Source organism: Streptomyces sp. NPDC054783 (assembly GCF_053611725.1).
Window position 1 is genome coordinate 151,937 of record NZ_JBSHAY010000007.1, and the last position, 22,139, is coordinate 174,075.

The following is a 22,139-nucleotide window of genomic DNA, read 5'->3' on the forward strand; positions in this document are numbered from 1 at the left end:
GGCGCCCGGTCGTCAGCCCGTGATGTGGTCGAGGGCGCTCTGTGCCCCGCAGGCGGGGGCGGCGGTGAGGGCGCCTGCGGCCAGGGTCAGCGGTGAGACGGGGCTGAACGCGGGGAGCAGGGCGAGGTTCTCGACACACGCCCGCGCGTCTGGATCGGACCCGCGGACGTCGGCGTGGGCGGGGGCGGCCAGGGCGGCGGCGGAGGCCGTGAGGACGGCGGTGACCAGGAACTTCGTCATCATGCCCGGGGAACGACCGGCCGCACGGTACGTCACGCGGGTGCGCCCACCCGGGGGCGGCGGGGGAAGCCGAAGGCGTAGTGCCGCCGAACTCCTTCGCCGTGTTGTGGCCGACGAACACCGCGATCAGGGCCAGGAGGGCGGAGGCGACACAGGACAGGGCCGGGGTCAGGGACGGCAGCCAACCGGGACCGCCCTGCGCCGGGTCGCGAGCCGCGTCCACCGCCGCCGGGTCGGCGAGGGCCGGCCGGAGGCGGGTCATGCAGTGGGCCGCGGAGGTGACGTTGGCCGGCCGCCGACCCGGTCGAGGAGGGCGGTCGCGGTGGAGGCGGGGTCGTTGCGCACGCCCGGGCGTGCGGGTCAGCGGGCCGCGTGCGCCAGCGCGGCACGCAGATGGCCGCCGGACTCCTCCAGAAGGCGGGCGGCCGTCGGGCCGTCGACGTCGGCGAGGAGGGCGAGGATCGCGTTCTTCACCTCGCCGCCGGACTCGGTGAGGGCCCTCTCGATCTCCTCGTCGGAGGCGCCCGTGGCCAGGGAGACGATCCGGCGGGAGCGGGCGCGGAGCTTGTCGTTGGAGGCGCGGACGTCGACCATCAGGTTCCCGTACGTCTTGCCGAGCCGGATCATCGTGATGGTCGACAGCATGTTGAGGACCAGCTTCTGTGCCGTGCCGGCCTTCAGGCGCGTGGAGCCGGTGATCAGCTCCGGGCCCACGACGACCTCGATGCCGTGCTCGGCGGCGGCCGCGAGCGCGCTGTGCTCGTTGCAGGCCAGACCGATGGTCAGCGCGCCCAGGGCGCGGGCGTGTTCGACGGCGCCGATCGCGTACGGGGTGCGGCCGGAGGCGGAGATGCCGACGACGGTGTCCTCGGGGGTGAGTTTGAGGGCGTCCAGGTCGCGGTGGGCCAGCTCCGCGGAGTCCTCGGCGCCCTCGACGGAGGTCACCATCGCCCCGGGGCCGCCCGCGATCAGGCCGACGACCTGGGCGGGGTCGGTGTTGAAGGTGGGCGGGCACTCGGAGGCGTCCAGTACGCCGAGCCGGCCGGCGGTGCCGGCACCGGCGTAGATCAGCCGCCCGCCGCGCGCCATGCGTTCGGCGACGGCGTCGACGGCAGTGGCGATCCGGGGCAGCTGCGCCGCCACGCCCGCGGGCACGCCCGCGTCCTCACCGTTCATCAGGCGGGCGATGTCGAGGGTGGACAGACGGTCGATGTCGGCGAGCTCGGGGCGGAAGGCTTCGGTGGTCAGGGAAGCCAACTGCTGACGCAGGTCATGCGAGGTCATGGGGGGTGGCTCTCTCAGGTCTGGGTGCCGTTGTGCGTGCTGTTGCCCACCCGGGACTGGTGACCTGGGGTCGGTCACCTGGGGCTGGTGCGATGCCGGTGCGCCAGCGCCTCGTACGACGCGGCCAGCGCGGGTGCCGCCGTCTCGTACGTACGCTGGGCCACTCCCACGAACAGGCAGTCCACCACGAGCAGTTGGCTCGTCCGCGAGGACATCGCGGCCGGTCGCAGCTCGCTCTCCCGTGAGGTGGACGTGGTCAGCACGTGGTCGGCGTACTGGGTGACCGGCGAGTCCGGCCGGCCGGTGATGGCCACGGTCGTGGCCCCGCGCTCGAAGGCGACCCGCAGCGGCTCGATGACGTCCCCCGTCGAGCCGGAGTGGGTGATGGCGATCGCCACGTCACCCGAACGGAGCTGCACCGCGTTGGTCACGGCGAGGTGCGGATCGCTGTGGGCGTGCGCTATGAGGCCTATGCGCAGGAGTTTCTGGGTGAGGTCCTGGGCGACGAGCCCGGACGCCCCGATGCCGTAGACGTCGGTGCGGCGGGCGCCGGCCAGGGCGTTCACCGCGGCGCCGAGCTGGACCGTGTCGAGTCCGGCGGCCGTGTCGGCGAGGGTCTGCTGCTCCTCGTAGGCCAGCTTGGTGACGACGTCGGCGATGGGGTCGTCCACCGCGATGTCGGTCGTGATCGCCGGCGCCCGGCCCGACTGCTGCTGCGCGGCGAGGCCCGCGAGGGCCAGACGCAGGTCCCGGTAACCCGGATAGCCGAGCAGGCGGGCGGTGCGGACGACCGTGGCCTCGCTGGTGCCGGTGAGCTCGGCGAGGCCGGTGACCGTGAGGGCGGCGCAGCCGGCCGGGTCGCTCGCGACGGCCTCCGCGACGCGCTGCATGGAGCGGGTCATGGAGGGGGCGAGGGTGCGCACCTTGGCGGCGAGGGAACCACCCGGACCGCCGAAAATTTCCTTCACGTCCTGGGTCACATGTGAAAGATATTTTCGGTTCGGCGCCGGGGTCAAGAGTGCGCACAATGGGTTCCATGGATCTCATCAGTCCCCTTGAGCAGGCCCTGCATGCCGCCCGAGCCCTCGTGCTCGCCGATCTGGTCGCGGGCGAGGTCGCGGAGGCGGACGTGGTCTCGCTGGTCGAGGACTCCGTGGTGGAGCGGCGCTGGTGGGTCGAGCAGTGGCCGGAGGGCGCGTCCTACATCGCCGGGCTGATCGCACAGGACGTGCAGGACGCGCTGCTGGACCGGTACGGCCGCTGGCCGCTGTGCCCGGTGTGCGGCTCCGGCGACCCGCACGCGCTGGACGTGGAGCCCGAACTGGGCCCCGACCCGCACTGGGTGTGCCACAAGGTGGGCGTGAAGGTCGCGGCGGTGGGCTCGCTGAGCTCGGCCACGGGCGGAATGACCTCGTCGTGACGCTGTACATCGATCCGCCCGCCTGGCCCGGACACGGCCGCATGTGGTCGCACATGGTCAGCGATGTGTCCTACGACGAACTCCACGCGTTCGCCGAGCGGCTGGGCGTACCGAGGCGCGCCTTCGAGCGCGACCACTACGACCTGCCGTCGCACCGGTACGCGGACGCGGTGGCCGCCGGGGCGGTGGAGGTCAGCAGCCGCGAAGTGGTGCGGCTGCTGCACGCCTCGGGCCTGCGCCGGCGCAAGGGAGAAGCGGCTCAGGTCCGGCGGATGTAGAGCAGGAGCCCGTCGTCCAGGCCGTGCTCGTCGTGGGCGATGCGCTCCTCCTCCACGGTCGCCCGGGTGAAGCCGGCCCGGGACGCCACGCGCTGGGAGGGGGTGTTGGCGTGCTCGATGGTCGCGAACACCATCTCGACGTCGTCGCGGCCCAGCGCCCAGTCCGTCAGCGTGCGCAGCGCCTCGGTGGCGTACCCCTGGCCCCGGGCGCCTTCGACGACGTCGTAGCCGACCTCCACCCAGCCGTGCTCGTTCGGGGCGCCGTGGAAGCCCATGCCGCCGACCGCGCGGCCGTCCTCGTGCCGGACGAGCGCGAAGATCCCGAACTCCGGCCGGTGCACGCCCGCTTCGTACGCCTTGACCAGGGAGCCGGAGGCCTCGCGGGTGCCCTCGTACGGCTCGCCGCCGAGCCAGGTGAGGCCGCCGTCGCCGCCCAGGCGCAGATCGCGGGCGGCGGCCGGGCGGAGGCCGGTGAGGGTGAGGCGCTCGGCCGGGATGACGAGGTTGTTCCGCCAGCGCCACTCGGCGACGGGGGCGCGGCCGGGCAGCTCGCCGCGGCCGGTGGCCCACAGCAGGGTCGGCCAGGGAGCGGGGCCGGGTTGGACGTGCGGGAAGAGGCAGGCCAGGAGGGACTGGACCAGCTCGGCCGGCGGCTCGTAGGCGATCCCGAGCCCCTCGGCCATGTCCCGTGTGTGCAGCAGCACTTCGGCGATGCCCATCGCGGCGAAGCCCTCGGCGTCGGCGCTGCCGAAGGGGTAGGGGTGGAAGCCGCGGACACCGGGCTCGGCGGTGCGGACGGCGGCGGCGAGCAAGGCGCCGGTCGTCTCGATGACGTGCAGCAGGCCCGCGTTGTCCGTGCCCTCGTCGAGGGTGAGCTCGAAGGGGACATAGGCGTCCTGTGCGCGTCCGGCCAGGTTGGCGGCGTAGGCGATCAGGTCGTCGGCGACATGGACGGCGGTGGCGTGGCAGTCCCACTCCAGCCCTTTGGCCCGGACCGCCCGCCAGTCCCGGTCCACCGCCGCGCGCAGTGCCGCCGCGCAGCCCGCCACGGCCTCGGTCACATCGTCCCCGTTTATCGGTCGCATGGGGCGAACCCTAGGGGGCCGCGTCCCTCAGGGCGACAGGATTTCCAGCTCGGAGGCGAGGTTGTAGCGGGCGGTTGACTCCCAGTGCTCCTGCCCGTGGGGAGTGCGGAACAGGCGGGGCAGGGCGAGGAGTTGGCACAGGACGGCCGAACGGCCCTCCCGGAAGGCGTCGTTCGGCACGAAGTGGTACTCCTCGCGCACCTCGGCGGTGTAGACGGCGTACGCCGACGGGGGCGCGGCCAGGATCGCGAGGTCGGCGTCGCACAGCACCTGGCCGTCGCGGTCGTCGGCGGCGGGGTCGTGCGTGAAGGTGAGCCGGACCAGCCGGGCCACCTCGGCGGTCTTCTCCTGAGAGACCCCGGCCTCGGGGAGCGCGCGTTCGGCGAGGCGGGCCGAGCGCTCCTCGTTCTCGGACCGCTCCGGCAGGTAGACGGCGTCGTGGAACCAGGCCGCCAGGCGTACGACGTCCGGGTCGGCGGCGTACTTCTCCAGGACGTCGATGTGGTCGAGGACCGCGGTGAGGTGGGCCACCGTGTGGTAGCGGCGCTGCGGCTCCTGCCAGCGGGCGAGCAGGTTGTCGGCGTACGGCGCGGGGTCGGGTCCGCCGCCCGGGGCTCGGGCTGTTTCCAGCGTACGGGCGAAACGGAGGCGCAGGGCGTCGAGGTCGGCCATGCCGTCATTCTCCCGCCGGGCGCTGCCGACCGCCGCGTGTCCGGGGTGGTCGGTGCGGGATGTGCCGGCACACTGCTCGGCCGCGTTGATGCGGGTGGTGGAGAACCGGTTCGAGAAGGGCGTGTTCTCGCCCGAGTCCAACGACCGGGACGTCGCCGAGCGGGCCGCGTGGCCGAACGCGCGGGTCGTGGACGAGCCGGAGCGCGGGATGACCGAGGCGGGGCCGGTGATCGCGAAGGCGGGCGGAGTGCTCGACATGATCGCGCTGGGTGTGGTGGTCCCCCCACGCCTTCAGGGCAGTGGGGGAGGGTGCACGCCGGTGACGTGCGCGAGGTCTTCGGCGCGCCGGGGGCGTACGCGGGGGCCGGGCTGCCGGACGCGCTGACGCTGCTCGTCCGGATCACCCGGGAGAAGGTGCACCTGCCCCTGCACGCCGACCTCGACGACGTGGACCAGCCGCTGCGGCTCGGCGCGGCGGTGGCGGCGGGCCCTCCCGCGCGCTGCATCGGCGGCGCGGCCACCCTCGTACGGCTGGACGCGGGGCGGCCGGTGAACGGGGACGGATACGAGCCGGCCGGCGCGCGGGAGGGGGAACTCGACATCTTCGGGTGAAGGGCGCCCCCGCACAGGCGTAGTCTTGGAATTGGACTAGACCTGTAGCGACCGTCGGACGAATGGGGTGCCATGAGCAAGCGTGCAGTCCTGGAGGTGATCGCGCTCGACGTCGAGGACGCGGTCGCCGCCCAGGCCGGAGGCGCGGACCGCCTGGAGCTGGTCACCGACATGGCGGCCGACGGGCTCAGCCCGGCGCCCGCCACCGTCGCCGGGATCCGGGCCGCCGTCGACATCGACCTGCGCGTGATGCTCCGCCTCGCGGACGGGTTCGCGGCCGGAGACGTGGACCATCTGGTCCGGGTGGCCGGCGACCTGCGCGGGGCCGGCGCCGACCAGTTCGTCCTCGGCTTCCTCGGCGTGGACGGCGGGGTCGACCTCGCCGCCGTCGAGCGGGTGGCCGGCATGCTGGACGGCTGCGCGTGGACGTTCCACCGGGCGATCGACCACGCCGCCGACCGCGACGCCCTGCGCAAGCAGCTCGCCGACCTGCCGGGCCTCGACACCTACCTCACCGCGGGCGCCGCCGACGGGGTGGACGCGGGACTGCCGGCGCTGGAGGCCGAGGCGGGCCGGCGGGGAGAGCCCGGGTACGGCCAGACCCTCCTGGTCGGCGGCGGCCTGCGGCTGGACCACGTGCCGCGGCTGCGGGCCGCCGGCATCGACGACTTCCACATCGGCGGGGCGGCCCGGCCCTCCGGGTGGGAGGGGCCGGTTTCCGCGGGAGCCGTGCGGGAGTGGCGCAGGGTGCTGGACGGGGAGTAGGACGGCCCCCGTCCAGCGTCGTCACGCGGTCGCGAGCACGACGAGGACGAAGAGGAACACCAGGCAGAAGCCGGTGAGCGGGACCAGGCCGATCATTCCGGCCGGGCGCCGGAGGACCGGGAGGCCCGGGTCCAGGCCGGGGCCGAAGGCGGCCGTCGGCGCGGGGAGCTTCCGGATCCTGGACAGGGCGAAGAGGTTGATCAGCAGCGTGATGGGCGTGATGATCACCGACATCGGACCCCACCAGCCCTGCACCATCGTGTCCGACTGCATCTTCCGGAAGACGGCGAGCGCGCAGGTCTGGCAGAAGGTGCCCTTCCGCCACAGGTTCCGCATCACGATCAGCATGCCCTGGTGGCCGCGGATCGTCACCCGCGCGGCGGGCGCGGCTCCGCACACGTCGCACCCGGGGCCCGAGGGCGAGGGGGCGGCGGACGGGTGGGCGCCGGGGGCCTGCTGGTACGGAGCGGCCTGGTTGTAGTCGGCGGGCGCCGGCTGGGGCGGGTACGGCGCCGGAGCCTGCTGATACGGACCGGGTGCCTGCTGCTGGTACGCCCCGGGCGCCTGTGCGTACGGTCCAGGTGCCTGCTGCTGGTATGCCCCGGGCGCCTGCTGGTACGGCCCGGGCGCCTGCTGGTACGGCCCGGGCGCCTGCTGGTACGGCCCGGGCGCCTGCTGGTACGGACCCGGCTGCTGCGCGTACGGCCCTGGAGTCTGCGGGTAGCCGGGGTGCGGGGACGGCGGTGTGCTCAACGGAAGCCTTTCCATGGGGACATGCCGGGACGGCACGACACCCTAGCCGCGTGCCCTCAGGCCAACTGAGCCGGTACCGGTGCCGCGTGGGTCACGATCAGTCCGGACACCGCGCGCGTGAGCGCCACGTACAGCCGCCGCAGCCCCGTGCGCTCGTCCGGCTCGCCGTCCACCACCGACTGCGGCTCGTCCAGGACCACGTAGTCGTACTCCAGACCCTTGGCGAGGGACGCCGGGACGAGGGTGAGGCGGGTCTCCTGGGTGGTTTCCTCGCCGGGGGCCAGGCAGGTGATCCCCGCCGCCGTCAGGGCCTCGGCCAGCGCCGGGATGCGGGCGTCGGCGGCGATCAGGCCGGTCGAGCCCTCATTGCGCAGCAACTCCTCGCAGGCAGCGACGACTTCGGACGTCTCGGCGATCGCACGGACCTCGAAGAAGCCGGGGTTCTCACGGACGGAGGCCACCGGGGTGAGGCCGGGGGCGATGTGCGGGAGGAGGCGGGAGGCGTAGGTGATGACGTCGGTGGGGACGCGGAAACCGGCCGTCAGCTCCTCGACGACCCCGTCCCGCTTGCCGAGATGGGCCAGCGCCTCGTCCCAGCCGCGGGTCGCCCAGGGAGTCGTACCCTGCGCCAGGTCGCCCAGCACCGTCGCGCTGCCCGTGGTGCAGCGGCGGCCGACGGCCCGGTACTGCATGGGGGACAGGTCCTGGGCCTCGTCCAGGACGACGTGGCCCAGCGAGTGCGTGCGCTGGATCAGATCGGCCGCCTCGTCGATCAGTACCGCGTCCGCCGCCGACCACCTGGCCGACTTCACACTGCGCACCGGCTTGGCCCACAGGATCGTCTTCTGCTCGTCCTCGTCCAGGACCTCGGCGGCGTGCTCGGCGAGGAAGTCCGCGTCCGTCAGCAGGCGCAGGACGAGTTTCGCCGGGTCCACGGCCGGCCAGATCTCCTTCACGGCCGCCTTCACCGCGCCGTTGCGGGCGACCGCGTCCTGCACCCGGTCGTCCGGCGCCTCGCCCGAGCGCTCCATCTGGACCAGCACCGCGTGCGCGATCCGCTGTGGCAGGGCCTCGCGGGCGGCGCCGTAACGGATGTCCCGCTCCAGCAACTCCCGGGCGAGTTCCTCCAGTTCGTACGACGGGAGCCGCCAGCGACGGGAGCCGCGCACCACCACGACCGCCTCCGTCGGCATGGTCACGTGGGAGTACAGGGCCCGGCGCAGCACCTCGGCCATCCGGGCGTCGCCCTTGATCACGGCGGCGGCCGCGTCGTCGGTGCCGCGCACCTCCACATGCGCGACCAGGTCGTCCACGGTTGCCTGCTGCACCGTCAACTCGCCCAGCGCGGGGAGGACCTGTTCGATGTAGTGCAGGAAGGACCGGTTCGGCCCGATGACCAGGGTGCCGGTGCGGGCGAGCCGTTCCCGGTGGGCGTAGAGGAGGTAGGCGACCCGGTGCAGGCCGACGGCGGTCTTTCCGGTGCCGGGGCCGCCCTGGACGCAGACCGTGCCGGACAGACCGGAGCGGACGATCTCGTCCTGCTCGGGCTGGATGGTGGCGACGATGTCCCGCATGGGGCCGACGCGCGGCCGCTCGATCTCCTGCTGGAGCAGCTTGCTGGTGGCGGCCGCCTCGGCCGGGTCGCAGAGGTGCTCGTCCTCGTACGCGGTCAGGTCGCCGCCGGTGTAGCCGAAGCGGCGGCGCAGCCCGACGTCCATCGGGTTCTTCTTGGACGCCCGGTAGAACGGCTGCGAGACCGGGGCGCGCCAGTCGATGACCATGGGGTCGCCGTCGGCGTCGTGGACATGCCGCCGCCCGATGTAGAACTGCTCGCCCTCCGCTCCTTCGGCCCGGTCCGCGCCGGGTGCGTGCAGATAGTCCAGCCGGCCGAAGAACAGCGGGGTGTCGCTGAGGTCGGCCAGTGCCTTGATCCGCTCGTCGATCTGGCGGGACAGCACTTCGGCGTTGACCCAGTTCGCGGTGACGTCCCGGATGTCCAGCGACTCCACGTCCTCGCGCATGGCGCGCAGCGCGGCGCGGGAGGAGGCGAGGTGGGAGCACTCTCGGGCGAGGGGGTCGGCGTGGCGTTCGTCGAGCGGTTCGTGGGCGGGCGCGGACAAGGGGGTGCCTCCGGATCTGCTCTTGGCATGACAGGGGGCCGTCCGGTTTCCGTCCGGGCGGCGGCTCTCCGCGAGAGGGAGGCGGGCAAGAGCGGAGATTCTAAGGGAGCCACTCAGGGACGGGCCAACGAATTATTCGCGGACGCAGGCGCCGGCCGGACCGTCTGCGCCGCCGCCAGCCGCCGGTACACCGAACTGGCGGTGAGCAGCTCCTCATGACGACCGCACGCGGTGACCCGGCCCTGCTCCAGGACGACGATCCGGTCCGCGTGCTGGACGGTGGAGAGCCGGTGCGCGATGACGAGGACCGCGCACTCCTCGGTGGCGTCCTTCAGGGCCGCGGTGAGCGCGGCCTCGTTGAGGGCGTCGAGGTGGGAGGTGGGTTCGTCCAGGAGCAGCAGCGCCGGGCGGGTGAGCAGGGCACGGGCCAGGGCGACGCGCTGGCGCTCGCCGCCCGACAGCGTGGCGCCGTGTTCCCCGACGGTGCCGTGCAGGCCGCCGGGCAGCCGCTCGGCCACCTCCTCGAGGCGGGCCAGCCTCAGGGCCCGGCGCACCTCGTCCTCCGTGGCGTCCGGGCGGCCGTAGACGATGTTGTCGTGGAGCGTGCCGCGCACGACATGGCTGCTCTGGTCCACGATCGCGAGCCCGGCCCGGCCGGCGTCGCGGGAGAGCTCCGCGGCGGGGCGCCCGTGGAAGCGGAGCCGGCCCGTGTCGGGTTCGTAGAACCGGGCGATCAGCGCGAACACGGTGCTCTTGCCCGCCCCGGACAGTCCGACCAGGGCGACCTGCCGGCGCTGCGGCACGGTGAAGGAGACCCCGCGCAGCACCGGCCGCCCCGGCCGGTAGCCGAAGTGGACGTCCTCCAGTTCGAGGGCCGGTGGTCCGAGGGCCGGTGGTTCGAGGGCCGGTCCGTGCGCGGGTGGCTGCGGGGCGGGCGGCGCCCCGGGGCCGGTGGGCTCGACGGGCAGCTTCAGGGCCTGCTCGATGCGCAGGTGGGCGCCCATGCCCCGCTGGATCAGGCCGGCCGCGCGGAACACCGAGGACAGCGGGACGACGAGGTAGGAGGCGTACAGCAGGAAAGCGACCAGGTCGCCCAGGGAGTGACCGTGGCCGTGGGCACGCAGGCCTCCGACGACGAGGACCAGCAGGAAGGAGCCCTGGACGGCGAGTTCGACGGCCGAGCTCATGACCGCGGCGTACTTCGCGGCGCGCACTCCGGCGGCGCAGGCCTCGTCGACGCGGGCGCCGATGCGCGCCGCCTCACGCTGTTCGGCGCGGTACACACGGACCATGGCGAGCGCGCCCAGGGCGCGTTCGAGGTCGGCGGCGACGGCGCCGACGGACGACTGCAGGCGCTCCGAAGCGGTGCGGATGCCCCGGAGCAGCAGGGCGACCACGGCCGCCGCGGTCGCCACGGTCGCCGTGACGAGCACCAGCAGCAGCGGGTCGAGCCAGGCCATCAGGGCCAGCGCGCCGACGGAGACCACCGCCCCGGTGACCAGGTCGACCAGCGCCTGGGCGACCACCTCGCGCAGCAGGGTGGTGTCGGCGGTCACCCGCGCGATCAGGTCGCCGCCGCGCTGCCGGTCGTACTCCCGCATCTCCAGTCGCAGCAACCGCCCCACCAGGGTGTGGCGCAGTTGTCGTACGACGCCTTCGCCGGTCCGCTCCAGCAGGAACCGGCCGGCGGCGCCGGTGCCGGCCTCGGCGGCGAACAGGGCGGTGAGCAGCAACAGCGGCGGCCAGAGGGGCTGCTGCCCGCTGCTGGCGTCCACCATCCGTTTGGCCAGCAGCGGCTGGGCGAGCCCCAGCGCGGACGCCGCCAGGGTCAGCGTGGTCGCCAGGGCGATCGCACCGCGGTGGCGGGCGGTGAGCCGGCACACGGCGAGGATCGCGGCCCGCGTGGACCGGTCGGTGTCGTCCTCGCCGTGGGCCTCCTGCTCACCGGCCGTCATCGCCGTACCGGCCCGACGGCCATCAGACGGGCGAAGTAGCCGTCGGGCGCGCCCTCGCCGACCGGCAGGCCCTCCGCCTCGATCCAGGCGTGCGCGGTGAACGGCGGTACGACGCGGACGCCCGTGCACCAGGTCGGCCAGGTGCCGCCGAGACGGCACAGGAGGGCGGCCCCGAGGGAGCGGGGCAGGCAGCCCTTCGGTCCGGCGCAGCGCAGGCTCACCGCGCACACGGCGTCGCGGGCGCGCAGGGCCTGGGCCGCGCTGGCGGGGGCGGCGCCGCGGCGCAGCAGGCCGAGGGCCGTGCGGATGTGACGGGGTGGCAGCAGGGAGAGGACGACGGCCGGCAGGAGGACCGTGCGGGCGGCGAGGCGGCGGCCGAGGGGAACCCCGTACGGCCGCTCCAGGGCACTGGGCGTGCTCATTCGGCCAGCCCGCCGGCGCGCAGCTGCTCCACCAGGGCGTCGACGTCGGCCCGTGCGCGGCCGGGGTCGACGTCGAACGCCTCCGTGACCGCCGCCGTCGCGGCCGCCTCGTCACCGCCCGCCATGAGCGTGTCGACCACCAGGGTCGCGGTGGGGTTCAGCTCCCAGTACTCGCCGGAGCGCTGGTCGAGGAGGACGGTGCCGTAGTCGGTCTTCGCGGTGCAGATCTCGGCACCGAACCGCAATGCCATGACGGCTCTCCTTCGTCGGTTTCGTCGGTCGGGTCACTTCGGTACGTCGTGCCGCGTACGGCCGAGCGCGCGCAGCCACACCTCGACCGAGATGGTCGAGTACAGGACGGCCTCCCGCAGGTGCCGGGTGGCGGGGCGCTCCGCCAGCCGGCGCAGCACGTCGCCGTCCACCAGGCCCAGCCGTTCCAGCCGCGAGTCCTCCCACAGCGCCTTCAGGTCGCCGCGGTGCTCGCGCAGCCCGTCGGCCGCGTCCCTCGCGGCGGTGGCCTTGTCGGTCCGGCGCAGGCACTCCTCGGGCACGATGCCGCGCATGGCCGCGGTCAGCAGCGGCTTGTACCGCCAGGGCGAGACGCGTTCGTCGGGACGCACGGCGAGGGCGGCCTCGATGACCCGGTCGTCGAGGAACGGCGAGGCCATGGGCAGCCCGCAGCGGGCCGCCATGTGGTCCCACTGCCGGATGATGCGGGTGCAGTTGCGGATCTGTTCCAGGTCGGCGTGGAGTCCCCGGTCGGGGTGCAGGGGCCGGGTCCGGGCGGCCGTGCGCAGTGCCGTACGGGCCAGGTGCTCGGCCTCCGGTGTCACCCACTCGAACAGGCGCGGGCTCATGCCCCAGCCGAGACTGGTGGCGACCGTCGGGGCCAGCGGGTCGCGCAGCCGGTGCCCCGCGTCCGCCAGCCAGGTGCCGTAGGGGCGGGAGTCGGCCAGGGTGGCGAGCATGGGGCCGAGCGGCCACTGCCACAGCGCCTTGAAGCCGCGCAGCTGCCGCAGCGCGAACAGCGGGCGGCGCCGGGCGAGCCGGTGGTAGTACGCCTCGGAGCACCAGGCCACGTGGTCGCCGCCGATGCCCGTCAGATGCACCCGGCTGCCCCGTTCGGCCATGGCCGGCAGGTGGTGCAGGACACGCGCGCGGTCCATGACACCGATGGTGGGCTCGTCCAGTACGTCGTCGATGTCGAGGAGTCCGGTGTAGACGAGGGGTGAGGCCTCGGCGTCCCAGATGACGTGCTCGACGTCCGGCAGGGCGGCGGCGGCCCGCTTCGCCCAGTGCAGGTCGGTGTCGGCGGGGTCGCGTCCGGGCCAGGTGGAGGCCACGACGCGGGCCGGTGAGCGGTCGGCGAGGAAGCAGACGGAGGTGGAGTCGAGGCCGCCGGACAGGTCGCAGCTGACCGTGCCGCCGTGCCGGGTGCGGGCGTGGACGGCCTCGGCGAGGGCCTCGCGGACCCGGGGGGCGCCGGTGCGCAGCGGGACGACCGGTTCCGGGGGTGTCCACCAGCGGGTGTGGCGTGCGCCTTGGCCGTCGGGCGCGAGGATGAGCGCCTCGTGCGGGGCGACGGCGGTGACGCCGGGCCACAGCGGTTCGTCGAGCAGGGGGTGCGGAACGGGCCAGAGCAGCCGTACGGCCAGGCGTTCCGGCGCCGGTTCGACGCCGAGCGCGGCGGCCAGGACGTCCGCCCGGGTCGCGGCCACCCGGGTGCCGGCGACCGGTGCGTGGAAGACCAGCCGGAGACCGGAGGCCGTCCCCTGCACCCGGATCCGCCCGTCGAGGGCGGCGACGAGGTGGCAGCTGCCGGGCAGCGAGCGGGCCCAGGCGTCCAGCGCGGCGAGGTCGCGCAGGGAGCGGGCGACCCGCCGCAGTTCCGTGGCGTCGACGGGGACGCAGCCGACGAGGGCGAGGGCGGCGGGGCCGACACGGGCGCTGACGATCTCCTGGTCGTGCCAGTGGCCCACGAGCCAGGGCCGGCCCGAGGCGTGATCGAGGCTGCGGGTGCCGGGGCGGGCGAAGGAGCGGGCCACGGCGGCCGCGTCCGCGCGGTCGGCGAAGACCGCGAAGTGCGCGTCGCCGTGGCCCGTCCCCGCACTTGCGTGCAGATCAGTCATGACGTCGAGGCACAGGCCGTCGCTCGTCCGCCGTTCAGTTCTTGCTCAGGATGAGCCGGTCGTTGCCGTGCCGCTGCAGCAGCCCGGTCTCCTTGCGGAAGGAACCGAGTCGGACGAGGGTCGGTGCCTCGTAGGCCTTCTTCATGACGTGTTCTCTCCTTTGAGGGTTGTCGCTCCGCCCCCCGAGGGCGGCCTGCCACCAGATAGCCGGGCAGAGGGGCGGCCCGACAAGATGGGGGAGAACAGTCGGATTGTCTGCAGATTCCGTCCGATGATGGTGTGTTCGAGCGCTGAACGGGCGTCTGCGTGGCAGGGGCCCGCGCTCCGCAGGTGCCGGTGGCGTGTGCCGGAGGAACGTTTTCACCTGGACCGTGGCGCGGCGGCAGGGCCCGGGCCGGAACGGGCGCGGGAAGGGATTGCGAGGGCGCGCTCCGGCCGGTGCCGCGAATCCGGATGAGGACCCTTAGGGGGCGAGGCCGCCCGGCGTAGGGGGAGCGCTCCGCCCTGAGAGGTAGGCGAAGACGGAGGAGATTGGCTCTGGAGATTGATGCCGGTCACGCCGGGTGAGAGCGACTATGAAGGCATGAGCGCAGCAACCATCTCTCCAGGCCCTGTACGACCGCCGGCCGGCGCCACAGCCGTGGACGGCCCGCATCACCACTGGCTCGGCAACGCCCTGCGCGCCGTCAAGGTGTTCGCGGAGGCGGCGATCGGCGTCGTGATCCTCGGCGAGTACGGCGAGGAAGCGGGCATACGCCGCAAGTGACCGCATAGGGTCGCGTCCGTGCCACAACAGACGGTGCGGAAACGGACGGCAGCCCTTCTCCTGGCCCTGTCCCTCCTCGCCCTCTCCCTCGCCGCCTTCGCCGCGTTGTGCGTCCTGCAGCACGCACCCATGGCCGACCTGCTCGTCTAGCGCGCCGAGGGCGCGGCCGTGGCCCACGGCACCGATCTGTACGGCTTCACCGTCACCCGGTGGCGCCTCCCCGCGACCTACCCGCCCTTCGCCGCGATCCTGTTCGTCCCGGCGGCCTGGCTCCCCCTCCCGGCCCTGAAGGCGGCCTTCCTCGCGGGCAACGCGCTCCTGCTCGCCGCTCTGATCGCCCTCTCGGCCCGCCTCGCGGGAACAACGGCCTCCCGGGCCCTGCTCGGCACGGCCACGGCGTTCACGGCCCGCACCCTCTGGCTCGTCCCGCACGAGGGCGCCCGCGACCTCCACCTGCCCTGGTGGCAACAGCCCCTGGCATCGCCGTACCCGCTGCTGGGGCCGGCGCTGGTCGCGGCGGCGGCGCTCCGGGCGGCTCAGCCGGTGCTGTCCTCCGCCAGGATCTCGTCGGCGTCCACGATCCGGTAGGCGTAGCCCTGTTCGGCCAGGAAGCGCTGGCGGTGGGCGGCGAAGTCCTGGTCGATGGTGTCGCGGGCGACGACCGAGTAGAAGTGGGCCTGGTGGCCGTCGGCCTTGGGGCGCAGGACGCGGCCGAGGCGCTGGGCCTCCTCCTGGCGGGAGCCGAAGGTGCCGGACACCTGGACGGCGACCGTCGCCTCCGGCAGGTCGATGGAGAAGTTCGCGACCTTCGACACCACCAGCACGCTGATCTCGCCCTCCCTGAAGGCGTCGAAGAGCTTCTCGCGCTGGGCGTTGGAGGTCTCGCCCTTGATGACCGGGGCGTTCAAGTGCTCGCCCAGTTCGTCGAGTTGGTCGATGTACTGGCCGATGACGAGGATCTGCTGCCCGGCGAAACGGCGGACGATCGCCTCCGTCACCTTCCGCTTGGTGTCCGTCGTCGCGCAGAAGCGGTACTTCTCCTCCGTCTCGGCGGTGGCGTACGCCAGCCGCTCGGTGTCCGTCAGGTTCACCCGGACCTCGACGCAGTCGGCCGGCGCGATGTAGCCCTGCGCCTCGATCTCCTTCCACGGCGCGTCGAACCGCTTCGGCCCGATGAGGGAGAACACGTCCGACTCGCGGCCGTCCTCGCGGACGAGGGTGGCCGTCAGGCCGAGCCGGCGCCGGGCCTGGAGATCCGCCGTGAACTTGAAGACGGGAGCGGGCAGCAGGTGCACCTCGTCGTAGACGATCAGGCCCCAGTCCCGGGAGTCGAAGAGTTCGAGGTGGGGGTAGATCCCCTTCCGCTTGGTGGTCAGCACCTGGTAGGTGGCGATGGTGACCGGGCGGATCTCCTTCTTCGTGCCGCTGTACTCGCCGATCTCGTCCTCGGTCAGCGAGGTCCGCTTCACCAGCTCGTGCTTCCACTGCCGGGCCGAGACGGTGTTGGTGACCAGGATGAGCGTCGTGGACTTGGCCTGGGCCATGGATCCGGCGCCCACCAGTGTCTTACCGGCACCGCACGGCAGCACGACGACACCGCTGCCGCCGTGCCAGAAGTTCTCCACGGCCTGCTTCTGGTACGGCCTGAGGGCCCAGCCGTCCTCCAGCAGCTCGATCGGGTGCGCCTCACCGTCGACGTACCCGGCGAGGTCCTCGGCCGGCCAGCCCAGCTTCAGCAGCATCTGCTTGATCTGCCCGCGCTCGGAGGGGTGCACGACGACGCTGTCCGGGTCGATCCGCGCCCCGACGAGGGGGGTGATCCGCTTGGACTTCAGCACCTCCTCCAGCACCGGCCGGTCGGTGGTGGTCAGCACGAGTCCGTGCGCGGGGTGCTTGCTCAGCGTGAGCCGCCCGTACCGGTCCATCGTCTCGGCGATGTCCACGAGCAGTGCGTGCGGCACCGGATACCGGCTGTACTGCACCAGGGCGTCCACGACCTGCTCGGCATCGTGCCCGGCGGCGCGCGCGTTCCACAGCCCGAGCGGGGTGACCCGGTAGGTGTGGATGTGCTCGGGCGCCCGCTCCAGCTCGGCGAACGGCGCGATGGCACGCCGGCAGTCGTCGGCCCGCTCGTGGTCGACTTCCAGGAGCAGGGTCTTGTCGGACTGGACGATCAGCGGTCCGTTCACGAGCGGCTGCCTTTCTGAACGGCTGGACGTGGCCAAACATCCAGTGTGCCGTAAACGCCGACGATCACCGTCAGCCTTCCGCGAGCTCCGCCACCCCGGTGATCCGGTGCAGCGGATAGGTGCGCACCTCGTCCGCGGTGTGGTCGTACGCCGTGACGAAACCGCCCTCCACCTTGACCGGGGCGATGACGCGCTGGCTGGCGGTGCCCTCGGCGTTGACGTAGCCGATCCACAGGGACTCGCCGGTCAGGACGGCGGCCTGCACGGTGGCCAGGGTCTCGGCGGAGGAGGTGCGGGGCAGTTCACCGCCCGGCACGGCAGCGCCGTCCCCGGCGGTCCTGCGCGGGGCGGTGGCGGCCAGGTCACCGGCCCGGATCGCGCGGATCGCCGCCGTGAGCAGCGTGGCGTCGGGTGGCGGCGGGCCGTCCGGGACCGGTTCGGGAGCGGTGCGCGGCGGGGTGCGGTGGGCGTGGGCGCGGGCGATCAGGACGTCACCCTCGGCGGACTCGGCGGCGGGCGCGTAGCCCATCGCGCGCAGGCCCTCCAGCAGCGTCGCCGGGTCGCACTGGGCGGCCAGCACGGTCGGGGCGAGGCGGCGCAGCCGCAGGGCCGCGGCGCGCTTGTCGGCGAGGATCTCGTTCAGCAGGGTGTCGTCGTCGCAGCGTACGTACGCCGAGGCCGCGCCGACCCGGAGGTGGCCGTGCTTGCGGGCCACGTCGTCGATCAGATAGGCGAGCGGCTGCGGCACCGGGGTGCGGGAGTGCTCGACGAGGAAGGCGTGCAGGTCGGCGGCGCTGCGGCCGGCGTCCAGGGCACGCCGTACCGAGGCCGGGGTGAAGCGGTACACGGTCGCGCCGCCCTTGGACTCGACGTCCGCGAGCACGTCCAGCACATCGGCGAGGGGGCGCCGCAGCGGCCCGGGCGCCACCGCCGTCAGGTCGGCCTGCAGCAGCACGTGGTCCAGCGGTTCGGGCAGGAGCGGCGCGAGGAGCCGGGCCGCCGCGGCCGTCGCCACGGCCTGCTCGGCGGGGGAGAGCGGGGTGAGGGCGTGGCCGCCGGGACGGTGGTGATGGTGGACGGGGAGCTTGTCGCCGGGGCCGGTCCCCTCCGCCGGGCCGGCCGGGGCGAGGACGCGGGTGGAGCCGGTGGCGGCCGCCGGGGCCGGGGTACCGGGCGAGGCGGAGGTGCCCGGGGTGCCCGATCCGGTGCGTGAGCCCGCCCCCGCCGCCGGGGCGCCCAGCAGGGCCCGCGCCTGCGCCGACAGCGCGCCCCGGCCCGTGATGCCCAGTTGCTCCGCCTCGGACAGGGTCCAGCGGGCCAGCCGGGAGCGCAGGTCCTCGTCGTCGTTCCGCTGCTGGGGTCCGCGCAGCGGCCGTTCCCAGCGCAGCCGGGCCAGCACCGACTCGGTGTCGGGCGCCGCGCCCACCGGCAGCCCGGCCAGCAGCGTCAGCACCCGGTGCCGCACCTCGGGTGCGGCCGAGCGGTCCAGGCCGGGCCCGAGCGCGGAGAGCGTACGGTCCTTGGCGTCCCGCCCGCCGACCAGCCCCGGCGTCCGGGTGGCCGTCAGCCAGGCCTCCGCCAGCTGGGACCAGCGCTCGGCGGCGGGCCGCTCCAGCCACTCGTCGTAGGCGGGCGTGGCCGCGTACCGCTCGTCGGCCTCGCCGTCGGAGGCGATCAGCCCGGCCGCGTACGCCAGTTCCACCCAGAACGCGGCGACCGGCTCGGACACGTCCAGGGCGACGGCGGTCCGCTTCAGGTCGCGGACGCTCAGCCCGCCGGCCCGCAGCACGGCCGGGCCGCCCTCGTCCCAGTCCTTCATCAGCTCCTCGACCGTGGCGAGCGCGGTGTACGCCTGCCCGGCCGCCGTCGCGTCCACCACCTGCGCACCGTGCGTCGAGGCCGGCTCCACGGCGGGCGGCAGCGGCTCGGGCGCGCGGTGGGCGCGGCCCTCGCGCAGATGCAGGGCGACTTCGCGCGGCAGCACGACCGTGCCGGGCGCGGTCGGCAGCAGCAGGCCGCGGTCGAGCAGCCAGCGCAGATGAGCGGCCGGGTCCGGGGTGACCTGCCCGTACGGCGGCCCCCACACCAGCCGCGCCAGCACCTCGCGGGCGGCCTCCGGGGCCTCGGCCAGCAGGTCGCCCATCTTCTTCCGGTCGTCGAACAGCGCGGTGAGCGCGGCCACGGCGGACACCGAGTCGTGCGTCGAGGGCAGCCCGGCCGTCGCGACGATGTCCTGGATCCGGCCCGGCGACATGCCCGAGGTGGCCTCCTGCACGCTGGGCCCGAGCCCCGTCGGGGAGGGGTGCTGCGGGGACGGCGCGAGGAGTTCGCGGACCGTGCGCACCAGCCGCAGCCGCTCGTCGTCGCCCCACACCAGCGCCTGTTCGCGAAGCGTGCCGAGGGCGTGCGGCAGCGCGGCGGCGACCGTCTCGTCCCCGGCGTCCCCGGCCATCAGGGCGAGCAGCGTGTCGTACGACGCCGGGTCCGGGGCCACGGCCAGCGCCTCCGCCGTCTGCAGCGCGAACCGGTCCAGCCGCTCCAGCGCGCGCAGCACCGAGGCGCGGGTGCCGGCGCGGGTGGCCAGCTGGGTGAGGTCGGTCGGGACGGGCGTGATGAGGTCGGGGCGGCTGCGCAGCAGCGCGGCAAGGGAGACGTCGTCCCGCGCGCGGAGCGCTTCCGCGAGGGAACGGGGGGCTGGGTGGGCCGCTTGGCTCATCTGACCCACGGTAGCGGGTGCCGTCCCCGAGAGGGGTGCCCACGTGGGGCCCCGGCCCGGCACGGGTTTCGGGGAGGCGACTCTGCGCTACCGTCCTCACGGGGTTTCATCGCCGTCGCCCCGGAGGGGTTTCCGTTGGGGATCGAGAGCGACCAGGTCGTCTACGAGTACCTGAGCCGTGTCGGAGACATCGCTCAGCAACGGCAGTTGCCGTCGGCCACGCGGATGCGGCTCGTGTCGGAGCTGCGCAACGAGATCGACCGGCACCGGGCCAAGGCGACGGTCGACAGTCCCGCCGCGGTCCGCCGCATCCTGGACCGGCTGGGCACCCCGGACGAGGTCGTCGAGGCCGCGGGCGGCACGTCGGGCGCGTCCGGCGCGTCCGGCACCGGCCGGGTGCCGCAGCCGCCGCCCGCCGCCGTGCCCGTACAGCCCGCGCCTCGCGAGCGGAAGCCGAGGCCGAAGGCGGAGCCGGATCCGGCGGACGGGGAACGGCAGGAGGGCCTGAGGGGCCTGAAGGGTTTGAAGGGCCTGCGCCGGGCCGTCCCCCGCCCCCGTCCCGCCGAGACCGACCCGGCGGCCTCCGCCCCGCGCGACGCCCCGTCCCCGCCGCACCTGGCCGCCGCGCACGAACTCGGGGACAGCGCCGTACAGCCCGACTGGTGGCGGGTGGGCGGCGACTCCTTCGGCCTCGCGGCCGAGACGGACTCGGTGCCGGGGTTCGTGGGCGGTGTGGAGATCCCGGAGCTGCTCAGGCGGCCGCCGAAGGAGCGGAAGCCGGCGGACCGGGCCCCGGAGACGGCCGAGCCGGAGGCGGCCGAGGCCGAGACCGAGCCCGCCGTCCGCCGGCGTCGGTTCCGTCCCGCCGCCGGCTGGACCAACCCCCTCCTGCTGCTGGCCGCCGCCGCGCTGGTCGCCGGTGCGGTGCTCGGGAACTGGTTCGCCCTGATCCTCGGCTGGGTGATCGCCTACGGCTCCCGGCGGCTGACCCCCGCGGAGACCAAGACGGCCGTGATGGTCCTGCCGGGTACGGCGGTCGCGGCCGGACTGGTCTGGCTGTGGGGGAGGTTCGACGGCCGCTGGGGGCGGCCGATCGCGCAGGGTCACATGAACGACGCGATCGCCGGGACCTGGCCGTGGGTCGTGCGGGGGGCGGCGGTGGCGTCGGCGCTGTACTTGGTGTGGCGCTCACAGAGGAGCCGGTGAGCGCCCCGAAAAGGCGCTGGGAACTGCGCGATCAGCTCGACGGACCCGCACTCGGCGGACAACAGCGCCTCCTGCGGCGCCGTCCCGCCCGGCCGAACCGCCGGCGGCACCCGGCAGAATGACGCATATGACACTCACGGTCGGCTTCGACCTCGACATGACCCTGATCGACTCCCGGCCCGGTATCCACGCCTGTTACCTCGCGCTGTCCGAGCGGACCGGAACGTACATCGATGCCGATCTGGCGGTGACCCGGCTCGGACCGCCGCTCGTCGAGGAGCTGATCAACTGGTTCCCGGAGGAGCAGGTGCCCGCGATGGCCGACCTGTACCGGCAGATGTACCCGGCGATCGCCATCGCCGCGACCCCCGCCATGGACGGCGCCCGGGAGGCGATAGCCGCGGTGCGGGCGGCCGGCGGACGGACGATGGTGGTCACGGCGAAGTACGAGCCCAGCGCCAAGCTGCACCTGAGCCACCTCGGCATCGAGCCCGACGTGGTCGTGGGCGACCTGTGGGCGGAGCGGAAGGCGGAGGCGCTGCGCGAGTACCGGGCCGGCGTGTACGTCGGCGACCATGTCGGGGACGTGCGCGGGGCCCGTACGGCGGGAGCGCTGTCGGTCGCCGTGGCGACCGGCCCCTGCCCCGCCGACGAACTGCGCGCCGCCGGCGCGGACGTCGTCCTGGCGGACCTGTCCGCCTTCCCGGCGTGGCTGGCCGCCTACCGTGAGGCGCCCCGCGCCTGACGCCGGCCGGCGGCGATCGACCGCAGGACGCCCGCGCCGGCCACGAGGAAACCGACGGCCATGAGCATGCTCAAACCGAACATGTAGGTCGGAAAAGGCCGGGCGCCGAGGAACAGCGGGGCCACGGTGACGAGGGTGGCCGCGGCCCCGATGAAGAAGACGATCGCACCGGCGCGGATCAGCCGGTCACCGGGCGCGGCGGAATTCGTTTGGGTTTTGTCACGCACCGGACCAGGGTAGTTCCCTGCGCGAGAGAACAACCGGGGGACGTCTTGTCACCCGCCCCAAGACCATTAGCCTTGGTAGCGGCGGGTCACGGTCGACCCGCTCTAGTGCTATCAAGAGCCGTTTCCGAAGTAATTTTCCCAACGAGTACGAGGACGAGGACAGACGTGCCTACCGGCAAGGTCAAATGGTTCAACAGCGAGAAGGGCTTCGGCTTTCTCTCCCGCGACGACGGCGGTGACGTCTTCGTCCATTCCTCGGTTCTCCCCGCCGGAGTCGATTCGCTCAAGCCGGGACAGCGCGTGGAGTTCGGTGTCGTCGCCGGTCAGCGCGGCGACCAGGCGCTGTCGGTGGTCGTGCTCGACCCGACGCCGTCCGTCGCCGCCGCCCAGCGCAAGAAGCCGGACGAGCTGGCCTCGATCGTGCAGGACCTGACGACCCTTCTCGAGAACATCACGCCGATGCTGGAGAAGGGCCGCTACCCGGACAAGGTCTCCGGCAAGAAGATCGCCGGCCTGCTGCGCGCGGTCGCCGACCAGCTGGACGTGTAGGCACCC

The 22,139-nt window shown here is 73.8% G+C and carries 22 protein-coding genes and 2 pseudogenes; 9 read left to right on the top strand and 15 right to left on the bottom strand.

Annotated features, from left to right (window positions below; translation table 11 throughout):
* Positions 1-12 precede the first annotated feature (12 nt).
* The 3 genes from ACWGJ5_RS15455 to ACWGJ5_RS15465 form a co-directional block, all read right to left on the bottom strand.
* Positions 13-276, bottom strand: coding sequence for a hypothetical protein (locus tag ACWGJ5_RS15455; RefSeq protein ID WP_453310224.1), 264 nt, complete (start codon positions 274-276; stop codon positions 13-15).
* Positions 277-600: 324 nt separating this feature from the next.
* Complete coding sequence (murQ, locus tag ACWGJ5_RS15460; RefSeq protein ID WP_453310225.1) at positions 601-1,524, bottom strand: N-acetylmuramic acid 6-phosphate etherase; 924 nt, start codon at positions 1,522-1,524, stop codon at positions 601-603.
* Positions 1,525-1,598: 74 nt separating this feature from the next.
* On the bottom strand, positions 1,599-2,504 hold the full coding sequence (locus ACWGJ5_RS15465; protein WP_453310226.1) for a MurR/RpiR family transcriptional regulator: 906 nt from the start codon (positions 2,502-2,504) through the stop codon (positions 1,599-1,601).
* Positions 2,505-2,560: 56 nt separating this feature from the next.
* Between ACWGJ5_RS15465 and ACWGJ5_RS15470 the strand changes: the two genes are divergently transcribed.
* On the top strand, positions 2,561-2,944 hold the full coding sequence (locus ACWGJ5_RS15470) for a hypothetical protein (RefSeq protein WP_453310227.1): 384 nt from the start codon (positions 2,561-2,563) through the stop codon (positions 2,942-2,944).
* Positions 2,941-3,222 carry a DUF4031 domain-containing protein gene (locus ACWGJ5_RS15475; RefSeq protein WP_453310228.1) on the top strand — a complete coding sequence of 94 codons (282 nt, stop codon included), beginning with the start codon at positions 2,941-2,943 and terminating at the stop codon, positions 3,220-3,222. Before ACWGJ5_RS15470 ends, ACWGJ5_RS15475 begins: the two co-directional genes overlap by 4 nt.
* On the opposite strand, the gene ACWGJ5_RS15480 is transcribed toward ACWGJ5_RS15475, so the two are convergent.
* Together ACWGJ5_RS15480 and ACWGJ5_RS15485 are read right to left on the bottom strand one after the other, a co-directional pair.
* Positions 3,204-4,307, bottom strand: a complete 1,104-nt coding sequence (locus tag ACWGJ5_RS15480) for a GNAT family N-acetyltransferase (protein WP_453310229.1) — start codon at positions 4,305-4,307, stop codon at positions 3,204-3,206. The genes ACWGJ5_RS15475 and ACWGJ5_RS15480 overlap by 19 nt on opposite strands.
* 27 nt (positions 4,308-4,334) lie before the next feature.
* Positions 4,335-4,979, bottom strand: a complete 645-nt coding sequence (locus tag ACWGJ5_RS15485) for an HD domain-containing protein (RefSeq protein WP_453310230.1) — start codon at positions 4,977-4,979, stop codon at positions 4,335-4,337.
* Here ACWGJ5_RS15485 and ACWGJ5_RS15490 point away from each other — a divergent pair.
* Together ACWGJ5_RS15490 and ACWGJ5_RS15495 are read left to right on the top strand one after the other, a co-directional pair.
* Positions 4,978-5,591, top strand: a pseudogene (locus ACWGJ5_RS15490) (maleylpyruvate isomerase family mycothiol-dependent enzyme). The gene ACWGJ5_RS15485 and the pseudogene ACWGJ5_RS15490 overlap by 2 nt on opposite strands.
* 72 nt (positions 5,592-5,663) lie before the next feature.
* Entirely contained in the window at positions 5,664-6,356 is a 693-nt protein-coding gene (locus ACWGJ5_RS15495; protein WP_453310231.1) for a copper homeostasis protein CutC, read from the top strand.
* 21 nt (positions 6,357-6,377) lie between these two features.
* On the opposite strand, the gene ACWGJ5_RS15500 is transcribed toward ACWGJ5_RS15495, so the two are convergent.
* From ACWGJ5_RS15500 to ACWGJ5_RS15530, 7 genes are all read right to left on the bottom strand, one after another.
* Complete coding sequence (locus tag ACWGJ5_RS15500; RefSeq protein WP_453310232.1) at positions 6,378-7,109, bottom strand: hypothetical protein; 732 nt, start codon at positions 7,107-7,109, stop codon at positions 6,378-6,380.
* A 56-nt stretch (positions 7,110-7,165) separates the two neighbouring features.
* On the bottom strand, positions 7,166-9,229 hold the full coding sequence (locus ACWGJ5_RS15505; protein WP_453310233.1) for a HelD family protein: 2,064 nt from the start codon (positions 9,227-9,229) through the stop codon (positions 7,166-7,168).
* A gap of 113 nt (positions 9,230-9,342) precedes the next feature.
* Positions 9,343-11,184 carry an ABC transporter ATP-binding protein gene (locus ACWGJ5_RS15510; RefSeq protein WP_453310234.1) on the bottom strand — a complete coding sequence of 614 codons (1,842 nt, stop codon included), beginning with the start codon at positions 11,182-11,184 and terminating at the stop codon, positions 9,343-9,345.
* Positions 11,181-11,606, bottom strand: a complete 426-nt coding sequence (locus tag ACWGJ5_RS15515; protein WP_453310235.1) for a lasso peptide biosynthesis B2 protein — start codon at positions 11,604-11,606, stop codon at positions 11,181-11,183. Before ACWGJ5_RS15515 ends, ACWGJ5_RS15510 begins: the two co-directional genes overlap by 4 nt.
* Entirely contained in the window at positions 11,603-11,857 is a 255-nt protein-coding gene (locus ACWGJ5_RS15520; RefSeq protein WP_453310236.1) for a lasso peptide biosynthesis PqqD family chaperone, read from the bottom strand. Before ACWGJ5_RS15520 ends, ACWGJ5_RS15515 begins: the two co-directional genes overlap by 4 nt.
* Positions 11,858-11,890: 33 nt before the next feature.
* Positions 11,891-13,735: a lasso peptide isopeptide bond-forming cyclase gene (locus tag ACWGJ5_RS15525; RefSeq protein ID WP_453310237.1), complete on the bottom strand. Its 1,845-nt coding sequence runs from the start codon at positions 13,733-13,735 to the stop codon at positions 11,891-11,893.
* Between the two features lie 34 nt (positions 13,736-13,769).
* Positions 13,770-13,880: a keywimysin-related RiPP gene (locus ACWGJ5_RS15530; protein ID WP_228624525.1), complete on the bottom strand. Its 111-nt coding sequence runs from the start codon at positions 13,878-13,880 to the stop codon at positions 13,770-13,772.
* A 438-nt stretch (positions 13,881-14,318) separates the two neighbouring features.
* On the opposite strand from ACWGJ5_RS15530, the gene ACWGJ5_RS15535 reads away from it, so the two are divergent.
* On the top strand, positions 14,319-14,501 hold the full coding sequence (locus ACWGJ5_RS15535) for a hypothetical protein (RefSeq protein ID WP_453310238.1): 183 nt from the start codon (positions 14,319-14,321) through the stop codon (positions 14,499-14,501).
* A gap of 129 nt (positions 14,502-14,630) precedes the next feature.
* Positions 14,631-14,930, top strand: a pseudogene (locus tag ACWGJ5_RS15540) (glycosyltransferase 87 family protein); the annotation flags it as partial.
* Between the two features lie 107 nt (positions 14,931-15,037).
* On the opposite strand, the gene ACWGJ5_RS15545 reads toward ACWGJ5_RS15540, so the two are convergent.
* Both ACWGJ5_RS15545 and ACWGJ5_RS15550 read right to left on the bottom strand, forming a co-directional pair.
* The gene (locus ACWGJ5_RS15545) at positions 15,038-16,690 is read right to left on the bottom strand and encodes a DNA repair helicase XPB (protein WP_453310239.1); all 1,653 of its coding nucleotides are present in this window, start codon (positions 16,688-16,690) and stop codon (positions 15,038-15,040) included.
* Between the two features lie 70 nt (positions 16,691-16,760).
* Positions 16,761-19,406 (bottom strand): helicase-associated domain-containing protein, encoded by a 2,646-nt coding sequence (locus tag ACWGJ5_RS15550; RefSeq protein ID WP_453310240.1) that lies wholly within the window; start codon positions 19,404-19,406, stop codon positions 16,761-16,763.
* Between the two features lie 135 nt (positions 19,407-19,541).
* On the opposite strand from ACWGJ5_RS15550, the gene ACWGJ5_RS15555 reads away from it, so the two are divergent.
* Positions 19,542-20,612 carry a hypothetical protein gene (locus ACWGJ5_RS15555; protein WP_453310241.1) on the top strand — a complete coding sequence of 357 codons (1,071 nt, stop codon included), beginning with the start codon at positions 19,542-19,544 and terminating at the stop codon, positions 20,610-20,612.
* Positions 20,613-20,730: 118 nt separating this feature from the next.
* A complete protein-coding gene (locus tag ACWGJ5_RS15560) occupies positions 20,731-21,357 on the top strand; it encodes an HAD family hydrolase (RefSeq protein ID WP_453310242.1) in 627 nt (208 codons plus the stop codon).
* Here ACWGJ5_RS15560 and ACWGJ5_RS15565 read toward each other — a convergent pair.
* The gene (locus ACWGJ5_RS15565; protein ID WP_351601476.1) at positions 21,333-21,584 is read right to left on the bottom strand and encodes a hypothetical protein; all 252 of its coding nucleotides are present in this window, start codon (positions 21,582-21,584) and stop codon (positions 21,333-21,335) included. The two genes, ACWGJ5_RS15560 and ACWGJ5_RS15565, sit on opposite strands and share 25 nt — an antisense overlap.
* Positions 21,585-21,749: 165 nt before the next feature.
* Here ACWGJ5_RS15565 and ACWGJ5_RS15570 point away from each other — a divergent pair, with 165 nt between their 5' ends.
* On the top strand, positions 21,750-22,133 hold the full coding sequence (locus ACWGJ5_RS15570; RefSeq protein WP_308280829.1) for a cold-shock protein: 384 nt from the start codon (positions 21,750-21,752) through the stop codon (positions 22,131-22,133).
* The last annotated feature ends 6 nt before the right edge of the window (positions 22,134-22,139 follow it).

What these genes read in the sequence shown, in the direction of transcription:
- murQ (WP_453310225.1), bottom strand. Translation starts at nt 1,524, where the DNA reads ATGACCTCGCATGACCTGCGTCAGCAGTTGGCTTCCCTGACCACCGAA.
- ACWGJ5_RS15470 (WP_453310227.1), top strand. Translation starts at nt 2,561, where the DNA reads ATGGATCTCATCAGTCCCCTTGAGCAGGCCCTGCATGCCGCCCGAGCC.
- ACWGJ5_RS15480 (WP_453310229.1), bottom strand. Translation starts at nt 4,307, where the DNA reads ATGCGACCGATAAACGGGGACGATGTGACCGAGGCCGTGGCGGGCTGC.
- ACWGJ5_RS15485 (WP_453310230.1), bottom strand. Translation starts at nt 4,979, where the DNA reads ATGGCCGACCTCGACGCCCTGCGCCTCCGTTTCGCCCGTACGCTGGAA.
- ACWGJ5_RS15495 (WP_453310231.1), top strand. Translation starts at nt 5,664, where the DNA reads ATGAGCAAGCGTGCAGTCCTGGAGGTGATCGCGCTCGACGTCGAGGAC.
- ACWGJ5_RS15510 (WP_453310234.1), bottom strand. Translation starts at nt 11,184, where the DNA reads ATGACGGCCGGTGAGCAGGAGGCCCACGGCGAGGACGACACCGACCGG.
- ACWGJ5_RS15515 (WP_453310235.1), bottom strand. Translation starts at nt 11,606, where the DNA reads ATGAGCACGCCCAGTGCCCTGGAGCGGCCGTACGGGGTTCCCCTCGGC.
- ACWGJ5_RS15520 (WP_453310236.1), bottom strand. Translation starts at nt 11,857, where the DNA reads ATGGCATTGCGGTTCGGTGCCGAGATCTGCACCGCGAAGACCGACTAC.
- ACWGJ5_RS15525 (WP_453310237.1), bottom strand. Translation starts at nt 13,735, where the DNA reads ATGACTGATCTGCACGCAAGTGCGGGGACGGGCCACGGCGACGCGCAC.
- ACWGJ5_RS15530 (WP_228624525.1), bottom strand. Translation starts at nt 13,880, where the DNA reads ATGAAGAAGGCCTACGAGGCACCGACCCTCGTCCGACTCGGTTCCTTC.
- ACWGJ5_RS15535 (WP_453310238.1), top strand. Translation starts at nt 14,319, where the DNA reads ATGAGCGCAGCAACCATCTCTCCAGGCCCTGTACGACCGCCGGCCGGC.
- ACWGJ5_RS15550 (WP_453310240.1), bottom strand. Translation starts at nt 19,406, where the DNA reads ATGAGCCAAGCGGCCCACCCAGCCCCCCGTTCCCTCGCGGAAGCGCTC.
- ACWGJ5_RS15560 (WP_453310242.1), top strand. Translation starts at nt 20,731, where the DNA reads ATGACGCATATGACACTCACGGTCGGCTTCGACCTCGACATGACCCTG.